This window comes from Streptomyces sparsus (genome assembly GCF_054776295.1).
Map to the genome: position 1 here is coordinate 1 of NZ_BAAHCA010000091.1, position 10,273 is coordinate 10,273.

Below are 10,273 nucleotides of genomic sequence, written 5' to 3' on the forward strand. Positions count from 1 at the left end.
GTCACCCCCGGTCCGCCGCGTCCGAGAGGTCGCAGGCATGGGGGCGGGGACAGGGGGGAAGGCGGCCGTCGTCCCCCCACGGGTGCTCTTCGCGCCCGGCAGCCGCCCGCCCCGCCCCCTCAACGGCGGGCGGCTGCCCTGCGTGTGGGCGGAGGGCCGTGTCCGATAGCCTGACGCCGAATCTCTTGATGTGGAGAGATTTCCGGGATCCAAGAGATCCAGCCGCCACTGTCAGGTTCAACGGAGACCCGCCATGACCCGCACTCCCGTCAATGTCACCGTCACCGGAGCCGCCGGCCAGATCGGCTACGCGCTGCTCTTCCGAATCGCCTCCGGGCACCTGCTCGGCCCGGACGTACCCGTCCGGCTGCGCCTGCTGGAGATCACCCCGGCGCTGGGCGCCGCCGAGGGCACCGCCATGGAGCTCGACGACTGCGCCTTCCCGCTGCTTCAGGGCATCGACATCTCCGACGACCCGAACGTCGCCTTCGACGGCGCCAACGTCGCGCTGCTCGTCGGGGCCCGGCCGCGGACGAAGGGCATGGAGCGCGGCGACCTGCTGGAGGCCAACGGCGGCATCTTCAAGCCGCAGGGCAAGGCCATCAACGACCACGCCGCGGACGACGTCAAGGTCCTCGTGGTGGGCAACCCCGCCAACACCAACGCGCTGATCGCCCAGGCCGCCGCGCCGGACGTGCCCGCCGAGCGGTTCACCGCGATGACGCGCCTGGACCACAACCGCGCGCTGTCGCAGCTGGCGAAGAAGACCGGCACCCCGGTGTCGGAGATCCGCAAGCTCACCATCTGGGGCAACCACTCCGCCACGCAGTACCCGGACATCTTCCACGCCGAGGTCGCCGGCAAGAACGCCGCCGAGACCGTCAACGACGAGAAGTGGCTGGCCGACGAGTTCATCCCGACCGTCGCCAAGCGCGGTGCCGCGATCATCGAGGCGCGGGGCGCGTCCTCGGCGGCCTCCGCGGCCAACGCCGCGATCGACCACGTGCACACCTGGGTCAACGGCACCCCGGCCGGCGACTGGACCTCCATGGGCATTCCCTCGGACGGTTCCTACGGTGTGCCCGAGGGCCTCATCTCGTCCTTCCCGGTCACCTGCGCCGACGGCCGCTACGAGATCGTCCAGGGGCTGGAGATCAGCGACTTCTCCCGCGCCCGGATCGACGCCTCGGTGCAGGAGCTGACGGAGGAGCGCGACGCCGTTCGCGGGCTCGGCCTGCTCTGACGGGGAAACCCGCAGCCGGCGGACCACTGCTCCCGGGCGCCGCACCGCCCATCCGTCGGAGCAGTGGCCGCCGCACCGGCGGCACACCCCCGCCCGGTGCGCCGCACCGCCGGGGCACTACGCCCTCGCCAGTGCTCGTAACGTCCGGCCCCCGCACGCGAACGCCGTGCCGGGGGCCGCGGTGCGTTCCCCCGGGTGCGGCTGCGACGCAGCGCGCCCACCTCGCCGCAGGCCGTCAGGCCACCAGCGCCCGGATCGCGCAGACCGCCGGCGGTCGTATCCCCGCGTCGCCCCCGCGTGCCCCGGCGAGCCGTGCCCGCACCGGCCGACCTCCACCGGCCCACCCAAACGCATATCGCAGTCACCGTATGTGACGACTGTTGAGGGCGTGTCAGCGGTGACGAAGCCCACTTCTTCAGGTTTCTTGTAAAGACACAGACATGAAAACGAGCGATCGGGGCAGGGGTGGCAGTTGCCAGCGCGGTCGGCGTACGGCAAATCGGTAAGGAAAGGCAGCAATCAGACGTGTCGGGACTCGAAACTGTTCATGTAGACGGAGTGTGGCGTTCAGCTACAGCCGGTAACACCCGGGACGTGCTGGACCCGGCCGACGCGAGCACGCTGGCGACCGTCGCCGAGGGCGGTACCGAGGACACCGACGCGGCGGTCGCCGCCGCCCGCCGCGCCTTCGACACCGGTGAGTGGCCGCACACCCCGACCGCTGAACGCGCCGCGCTGCTGCGCCGGGTCGCCGACCTGCTCCAGCGCGACCGCGAGGAGATCGCGCTCATCGAGTCCCGTGACACCGGCAAGACCCTGGAGGAGGGCCGTTACGACGTCGACGACGTCACCAACGCCTTCCGCTACTTCGCCGACCTGGTGATGAACGAGTCCGGCGGGCGGGTCGTCGACGCGGGCAGCGCCGACGTGCACAGCGTCGTGGTGCACGAGCCGGTCGGCGTGTGCGCCATGATCACGCCGTGGAACTACCCGCTGCTCCAGGCGAGTTGGAAGATCGCTCCGGCGCTCGCGGCCGGCAACACCTTCGTCGTCAAGCCCAGCGAGGTCACGCCGCTGAGCACCGTCCACCTGATGAAGCTGCTGGTGGAGGCCGGGCTGCCGGCAGGTGTCGGCAACGTCGTCACCGGCGCCGGGCTGCCGGTCGGTGCCCGCCTCGCCGAACACCCCGACGTGGACCTGGTGTCCTTCACCGGCGGACTGGCCAGCGGTGTCAAGGTCGCCGAGGCCGCCGCGCCCACCGTCAAGAAGGTCGCGCTGGAACTGGGCGGCAAGAACCCCAACGTCGTCTTCGCCGACGCCTGCGCCACCGAGCAGGGCTTCGACACCGCCGTCGACCAGGCGCTCAACGCCGCGTTCATCCACAGCGGCCAGGTCTGCTCGGCCGGTGCCCGGCTCATCATCGAGGAGTCGGTCCGCGACCGGTTCGTCACCGAACTGGTCCGGCGCGCCGAACTGATCCGACTCGGCCGGGGAACCGAGAAGGGCGTCGAGTGCGGGCCGCTCGTCTCCCAGCAGCAGCTGGAGAAGACGGAGGCCTACGTCGCGTCGGCACTCGCCGAGGGCGCGGAACTGCGGTGCGGGGGCAAGCGCCCCGAGGCGAGCGAAGTCCGCCCGGCCACCGGCTACTTCTACGAGCCGACGGTGCTCGACCACTGCCACCGCGAGATGCGGGTGGTCCGCGAGGAGACCTTCGGCCCGATCCTCACGGTGGAGACCTTCACCGACGAGGACGGAGCCGTCGCCCTCGCCAACGACACCGAGTACGGCCTCGCCGGAGCCGTCTTCTCGGGTGACACCGCCCGCGCCCGCCGCGTCGCCGGCCGGCTGCGGCACGGCACGATCTGGATCAACGACTTCCACCCCTACCTGCCGCAGGCCGAGTGGGGAGGCTTCGGAAAGTCCGGCGTCGGACGCGAACTGGGACCGTCCGGTCTTGACGAGTACCGCGAGACGAAACACGTGTATGAGAACCTGCGGCCCTCCCCCGTCCGCTGGTTCGCGGGCTGAACAGCCCCGCCCAGGGGCCGGACGGCCCCGAAGCCCTCACCGAGTTCGCGCAACACCCCTCAAGGAGCAGCACCCACGTCATGAGCGTTTACGACTACGTCGTCATCGGCGGCGGCACCGCGGGATCCGTCATCGCGTCCCGCCTGACCGAGGACCCGGACGTCACGGTGGCCGTCATCGAGGGCGGCCCCTCCGACATCGACCGGCCCGAGGTGCTGACGCTCCGCCGTTGGCTGGGGCTGCTCGGCGGGGAGCTGGACTACGACTACCCCACGACGCCGCAGCCACACGGGAACTCGCACATCCGGCACAGCCGGGCCAAGGTGCTGGGCGGCTGCTCCTCGCACAACACCCTCATCTCCTTCAAGCCGCTTCCGTCCGACTGGGACGAGTGGGAGGCGGCGGGCGCCACCGGCTGGAACGCCGCGGCGATGGACCCCTACTACGGCAAGCTGCGCAACAACATCGTGCCGGTCGACGAGAAGGACCGGAACGCCATCGCCCGGGACTGGGTCGCGGCGGCCGTCGACGCCCTGGACGTGCCGCGGGTCGAGGGCTTCAACAAGCAGCCGTTCCACGAGGGCGCCGGCTTCTTCGACCTTGCGTACCACCCGGAGAACAACAAGCGCTCCTCCGCGTCGGTCGCCTACCTGCACCCGCACATGGAAGCCGGCGACCGCCCCAACCTCCACCTCATGCTGGAGACCTGGGCGTTCCGCCTGGAGCTGGACGGCGACCGGGTGACGGGCGTGCACGTCCGCGCCAAGGACGGCACCGAGACGCTGGTCGAAGCGCGGCGTGAGGTGCTGCTGTGCGCCGGCGCGGTGGACACCCCGCGGCTGCTGATGCACTCCGGCATCGGACCCGCCGACGACCTGCGCGAGCTGGGCATCACCGTGCGGCACGACCTGCCGGGCGTCGGCGAGAACCTGCTCGACCACCCCGAGTCGGTCATCGTCTGGGAGACCGACGGGCCGATCCCCGACAACTCCGCGATGGACTCCGACGCCGGCCTGTTCGTCCGCCGCGACCCCGAGTCCGCAGGCCCGGACCTGATGTTCCACTTCTACCAGATCCCGTTCACCGACAACCCCGAGCGGCTCGGCTACGAACGCCCCGAGCACGGGGTGTCGATGACACCGAACATCCCCAAGCCGAAGAGCCGCGGCCGGCTCTACCTGACCAGCGCCGACCCGGACGTCAAACCGGCCCTGGACTTCCGCTACTTCACCGACGAGGACGGCTACGACGGGCAGACCCTCGTCGACGGCATCAAGCTGGCCCGGCGGATCGCCCGGAGCGAGCCGTTCGCCAAGTGGCTCAAGCGTGAGGTGTGCCCGGGCCCGGAGGTGACCGGCGACGAGGAGATCAGCGCCTACGCACGTCAGGTCGCCCACACCGTCTACCATCCTGCCGGTACCTGCCGGATGGGCGCCGCCGACGACGAACATGCCGTCGTGGATCCAGAGTTGAGGATCCGCGGTCTGCACGGGATTCGCGTCGCGGACGCATCCGTCTTTCCGACCATGCCCGCGGTCAACCCGATGATCGGCGTGCTCATGGTGGGCGAGAAGGCAGCCGACCTCTTGCAAGCTTCTACGACACCGGGAGGTGTTGCCTAATGTCTGCGTCCGCTGGGACAACCACGAACAGCCCCGAGTCCGCAGTCACCGAGCCGGTGTTCTCCGTGCGCAATCTGTGGAAGGTGTTCGGCCCCAAGGCCGAGCGAATACCGCAGGACGAGGAACTCGCCGCACTGAGCGCCACCGAGCTGCGGGAGAGGACCCGCTGCACGGCCGCCGTGCGGGACGTCTCCTTCGACGTCCACAAGGGTGAGGTCTTCGTCGTCATGGGCCTCTCCGGCTCCGGCAAGTCCACCCTGGTGCGCTGCCTGACCCGCCTCATCGAACCGACCAGCGGCACGCTGGAGATCGACGGTGAGGACGTCATCGCGATGGACAAGGCGCGGCTGCGGGAACTGCGCCGTCACCGCGCCGCCATGGTCTTCCAGCACTTCGGTCTGCTGCCGCACCGCAGCGTCCTGGACAACATCGCCTACGGCCTGGAGATCCAGGGCATGGGCCGCGCCGAACGCCGCGCCCGGGCCGCCGAGATGGTGACGAAGGTCGGCCTGGACGGACTCGGCGAGCGCCGCCCCGGCCAGCTCTCCGGCGGCCAGCAGCAGCGCGTCGGCCTCGCCCGCGCACTCGCCTCCGACCCCGAGGTGCTGCTCTTCGACGAGCCGTTCAGCGCCCTCGACCCGCTGATCCGCCGCGACATGCAGGAGGAGGTCATCCGACTGCACCGCGAAGAGGGCCGCACCATGGTCTTCATCACCCACGACCTCTCCGAGGCCCTCAAGCTGGGCGACCGCATCGCCCTGATGCGCGACGGCGCCATCGTGCAGCTCGGCACCCCCGAGGAGATCGTCGCCAACCCCGCCGACGACTACGTCCGGGACTTCGTCCGCGACGTGCCCAGGGAGCAGGTCATCACCGTGCGCCGCGCGATGCGCCCGCCGATCGGCGCCGAGGCCGACAACGGCCCCGCGATCGCCCCCGGCACACTCGTCGTCGACGCCATCGAAGCCGTGGCGCGTACCGGTGACCACGTTCGGGTCGCCGAGGCCGGCCGCACCCTCGGTGTCGTCGACCACGAGCAGCTGCTCGCCGTCGTCGCCGGCCTCGACCAGGAACCCGAGGGCCGGGAGGTGGCGGCCGTATGAGCGCCGCCCCCGCCGTACTCACCAAGGCCGGGCTGCCGCTCCCCGACGACACGCTGCCGCCGCCCGCGCCGCCCAGCCGGCCCCCCGTCCGCCGACTGCTCGGCAACCCGCGGGTGTCGCTGGTGCTCGCCGCACTGCTGGTCGTCGTCGTCAGCGCCGCCGTGACCGGTGCCGGAACGTGGCCCAGCGGCCTCGTCTACGACGTGCGCACCCCGCTGGAGGAGCTCAACTCCTGGCTGGTCAACAACCGGGACACGCACTGGATCTTCCTGTACTTCCTGCTGCACATCAGCAACACCGCCGAGTCCTCGGTTGCGAGCCTGAGTGAGCTGTTCACGTCCATGGGCTGGGTCGGCGTGACCGTGCTGGGCACGGCCCTCGCCTGGTACGCCGGCGGCGGCGGGCTGCGCCGTCCCGCGCTGCGCACCGGAGCCACGGCCCTCGGGGTGTTCGTCGTCTGCGGCCTGCTCGGCATGTGGGCGCCCACCATGGACACCCTGGCCCTGATGACCGTCGCCGTAGCGGTGTCGGCCCTGCTCGGCCTGCTGCTCGGCCTCGCCGCGGGCCTCTCCGACCGCTGCGAACGACTGCTGCGCCCGGTGTTCGACACCATGCAGGTGATGCCGGCCTTCGCCTACCTGCTGCCGTTCGTGCTGCTCTTCGACATCGGCGTGCCGTCGGCGCTGATCGCCACGATCATCTACTCGGCCCCGCCGATGGCCCGGCTCACCTCGCTCGGCCTGCGCAACGCCGACCCGGCCACCCTGGAGGCGTCCGCGTCGCTCGGCGCCAGCCCCTGGCAGCGGCTGCTCACCGCGCGGCTGCCCCTGGCCCGCAAGGAGATGCTGCTCGGCCTCAACCAGACCATCATGATGTGTCTGTCGATGGTCGTGCTGGCCTCCGTGGTCGGCTCCGGCGGCCTCGGCGACAAGATCTACCAGGCGCTCGGCAAGGTCAACGTCGGCCAGGCGCTGACCGCGGGCATCGCCATCGTGCTGCTCGCCGTGCTGCTGGACCGCACCACCGGCGCGGCCGGCGCCCGCCTCGACCAGGGCAACGAGTACGGCAAGGGCCCCGGCCCCGCCGACCGGCTGCGCGGCTGGCCCGCGTGGACCGGCTTCGCGGCCCTGCTCGCGCTGCTGGCCGCCTTCGGCAGCCGTCTCTCCGAGCCGGTGTGGCCCACCGACTGGCGCATCGACATCTCGGGGCCCGTCAACACCTTCACCGACTGGTTCGAGAGCTCCCTCGGGTCCGGCGTGCCCGTCCTCGGCGGCACCATCACCTGGGCGGACAACTTCGCCGTCTACGTGCTCAACCCGCTGCGCAGCGGGTTGGACGCGACGCCCTGGTGGGCGCTGCTGCTGCTGGCCGGCGCGATGGCCTGGGCCGTCGGCCGCTGGCGGGCCGCACTCACCGCGACGCTGTCGCTCGCCGCGATCGGCGTGATGGGCCTGTGGACGAAGTCGATCAACACGCTCTCCCAGGTGCTGCTCGGACTGCTCCTCACCCTGCTGATGGGCTTCGTCATCGGCATCGTCGCCGCCCGGGTGCAGCGCATCGAACGGCTGCTGCGCCCGGTGCTGGACACCATGCAGACCATGCCGCAGTTCGTGTACCTGATCCCGGTCATCGCCCTGTTCGGCGCCGGCCGCGCCGCGGGTATCGCAGCCGCGGTGGTCTTCGTGCTGCCGGTCGTCATCCGCATCACGACGCAGGGCCTCAAGCAGGTGGACCCCGCCGCGTTGGAAGCCGCCCGCTCCATGGGCGCGACGCCCTGGCAGCAGCTGCGGCAGGTGCAACTGCCGCTCGCCCGGGGCTCGCTGCTCGTCGCCGTCAACCAGGGCGTGGTCCTGGTGCTGTCCATGGTGGTCATCGCCGGCATGGTCGGCGGCGGCGCGCTGGGCTACGACGTCATCACCGGGCTCTCCCGGGGCGACCTCGCGATCGGCCTGCCCGCGGGCCTGGCCATCGTCTGCCTCGGTGTGATGCTCGACCGCCTCACCCAGCCCGGCACCGCGAAGCAGGACCTGCGGTGAACCCCGGCACCACCGAACCGCCGGCGCACCCGTCGTCCACCGACGCGCGCCGCCCCACTACACCCCCCTGCACGTCTGCCACTTCACAGAAAAGAGCGCGACCTCACATGCAGTACAGCAAGCGGATACGCACCTCCCTCGTCGCCGGCGTCGGCGTTCTCGGCATGGTGGCGCTCAGCGCCTGCGCCGCCGAGACCGACAACAGCTCCAGCAGCAGCAGCGAGGACGGCGTCAAGAAGGTCACGCTCGCCGTCCCCTCCTGGGTGGGCGCGCAGGCCAACGTCGCGGTCGCGGCGAAGCTCCTGGAGGACGAGCTCGACGTCACCGCCACCCAGCAGCAGATGGACGAGCCCGTCGCGTTCGACGCCCTGAACAGCGGCAAGGCGCACGCCATCCTCGAGGACTGGGGCGGCGTGCCCAAGAAGGAGAAGCTCTACGTCGAGGAGAAGAAGACCGTCGTCGAGGGCGGCGACCTCGGCGTCGAGGGCCACATCGGCTGGTTCGTGCCCAAGTACTTCGCGGACGAGAACCCCGAGGTCCTCGACTACAAGAACCTCAACAAGTTCGTCGACGACTTCAAGACCTCGGAGTCGGGTGACAAGGGGCAGTTCATCGGCGCCGCCCCCTCGTACACCTCCTACGACGCGCAGCTCATCAAGAACCACGACCTGGACTACAAGATCCTGCCCACCGGCAGCGAGGCGGCCCAGCTGAAGGAGATCTCGCGGCTCTACAAGGCTGAGGAGCCGTTCATCACCTACTGGTGGGAGCCGCAGTGGATGAACGCCGACATCGACATGGTCGAGGTCAAGCTGCCCGAGTACGAGCCCGGTTGCAACGAGCCCGCCGAGAAGACCGAGTGCGGCTACCAGACCCTCATGCTGCAGAAGTACCTCAACGCCGACTTCGCTGAGAACGGCGGCAAGGCCGCGGAGTTCCTCAAGAACTTCGAGTGGACCACCGAGGACCAGAACGAGGTCGCCAAGATGATCGCCGGCGAGAACATGGACCCGGAGGAGGCCGCGACCAAGTGGATCGAGGCCAACGAGGACACCTGGAAGAAGTGGATCCCCACCGCCTGACCCGGTGGTGATGCGCGGGCACCGGTGAGTGCCGCACACTGAAAGGGCCCTGGAACGCGGTGCGTTCCGGGGCCCTGCCCGTTTCCGCGGAGGGCCGGCGACACCAGGGGGAGAACCACGTATGCGTCAGGGCACCACCCATCGCGGCCGGGCGCTCGTCCCGGCGACGCTCCTCGCGCTGCTGGTCACGGCCGGCTGCACGTCCGGCGGCGACGCACCGGACGACGGGGAACGGCACGACTACCGCACGGTCACCATCGCGGTGCCCAAGTGGGCCGGAGCCCGGGCCAACGTGGCCGTCGCCGAGAAGCTGCTGGAGGAGGAGATCGGAGTCCGGGTCGAAGCCCGGGAGATGGACTCCGAGGACGCCTGGGACGGCATGAACGACGGCTCGGTGCACGCCGCCCTGGAGGACTGGCGCGGCCAGCGCGAACGCGAGGAGCGGTACGTCACCGAGCGACGGACCGTGGTCGAGGGCGGCGACCTGGGCGTCACCGGGCACATCGGCTGGTTCGTGCCGCGCTACTACGCGGACGAGAACCCGGAGATCACCGACTACCGGAACCTCAACAAGTACGCCGACGACTTCCGGGTGCCCGGCAGCGGCGGCAAGGGCGCGTTCATCGGCGCCGACCCCTCGTTCACCAACAGCGACGAGATCCTGGTGAAGAACCTCGAACTCGACTTCGAGGTCATGCCCACCAAGGGCGAGGACGGGCTGGTGAAAGCGATCAAGAGCAGGTACGCGGCGAAGGAGCCGTTCCTCACCTACTGGTACGAGCCGCACTGGCGGAACCTCGAACTGGACCTGGTCGAGGTCGACCTGCCGGACTACGCCGAGGGCTGCAACGTGCCGGAGGAGTTCACCGACTGCGCGTACCCCATCGTCCCGATCCAGAAGTACTTCAACGCCGACTTCGAGCAACACGGCGGCGACGCCGCGGAGTTCCTGAAGAACTTCCGCTGGTCCACCCGGCAGCAGAACGAGGTCGCCAAGCTTATCGAGGGCGACGGGCTCTCCCCGTCCGAGGCGGCAGCCGAGTGGATCGGCGACAACCCCACCGTCTGGCAGCGCTGGCTGCCCGAGCAGCGGTGACCCTTGCTCCCTCCGGCAGCCGGCACCCGGCGCGCTGACGGCCGGTCCGCGGCCGTCAGCGGC

Annotated in this window: 7 protein-coding genes; all 7 read left to right on the forward strand. The window is 70.4% G+C overall.

Annotated elements, in window-relative coordinates; genetic code table 11:
- The first annotated feature begins 253 nt into the window (after positions 1 to 253).
- The 7 genes from ACYVE9_RS07870 to ACYVE9_RS07900 all read left to right on the forward strand — a co-directional run bounded on the left by ACYVE9_RS07870 (position 254) and on the right by ACYVE9_RS07900 (position 10,210).
- Positions 254 to 1,243 carry a malate dehydrogenase gene (locus ACYVE9_RS07870; RefSeq protein ID WP_461027013.1) on the forward strand — a complete coding sequence of 330 codons (990 nt, stop codon included), beginning with the start codon at positions 254 to 256 and terminating at the stop codon, positions 1,241 to 1,243.
- A 525-nt stretch (positions 1,244 to 1,768) separates the two neighbouring features.
- Complete coding sequence (locus ACYVE9_RS07875) at positions 1,769 to 3,271, forward strand: aldehyde dehydrogenase family protein (protein WP_461027014.1); 1,503 nt, start codon at positions 1,769 to 1,771, stop codon at positions 3,269 to 3,271.
- A gap of 80 nt (positions 3,272 to 3,351) precedes the next feature.
- Positions 3,352 to 4,893 (forward strand): GMC family oxidoreductase, encoded by a 1,542-nt coding sequence (locus ACYVE9_RS07880; RefSeq protein ID WP_461027015.1) that lies wholly within the window; start codon positions 3,352 to 3,354, stop codon positions 4,891 to 4,893.
- Positions 4,893 to 5,996: a quaternary amine ABC transporter ATP-binding protein gene (locus ACYVE9_RS07885; protein WP_461027016.1), complete on the forward strand. Its 1,104-nt coding sequence runs from the start codon at positions 4,893 to 4,895 to the stop codon at positions 5,994 to 5,996. Before ACYVE9_RS07880 ends, ACYVE9_RS07885 begins: the two co-directional genes overlap by 1 nt.
- Positions 5,993 to 8,032 carry an ABC transporter permease gene (locus ACYVE9_RS07890; protein WP_461027017.1) on the forward strand — a complete coding sequence of 680 codons (2,040 nt, stop codon included), beginning with the start codon at positions 5,993 to 5,995 and terminating at the stop codon, positions 8,030 to 8,032. Before ACYVE9_RS07885 ends, ACYVE9_RS07890 begins: the two co-directional genes overlap by 4 nt.
- A gap of 107 nt (positions 8,033 to 8,139) precedes the next feature.
- On the forward strand, positions 8,140 to 9,114 hold the full coding sequence (locus ACYVE9_RS07895; protein WP_461027018.1) for an ABC transporter substrate-binding protein: 975 nt from the start codon (positions 8,140 to 8,142) through the stop codon (positions 9,112 to 9,114).
- A 121-nt stretch (positions 9,115 to 9,235) separates the two neighbouring features.
- Positions 9,236 to 10,210, forward strand: a complete 975-nt coding sequence (locus ACYVE9_RS07900) for a glycine betaine ABC transporter substrate-binding protein (RefSeq protein WP_461027019.1) — start codon at positions 9,236 to 9,238, stop codon at positions 10,208 to 10,210.
- Positions 10,211 to 10,273 lie beyond the last annotated feature (63 nt).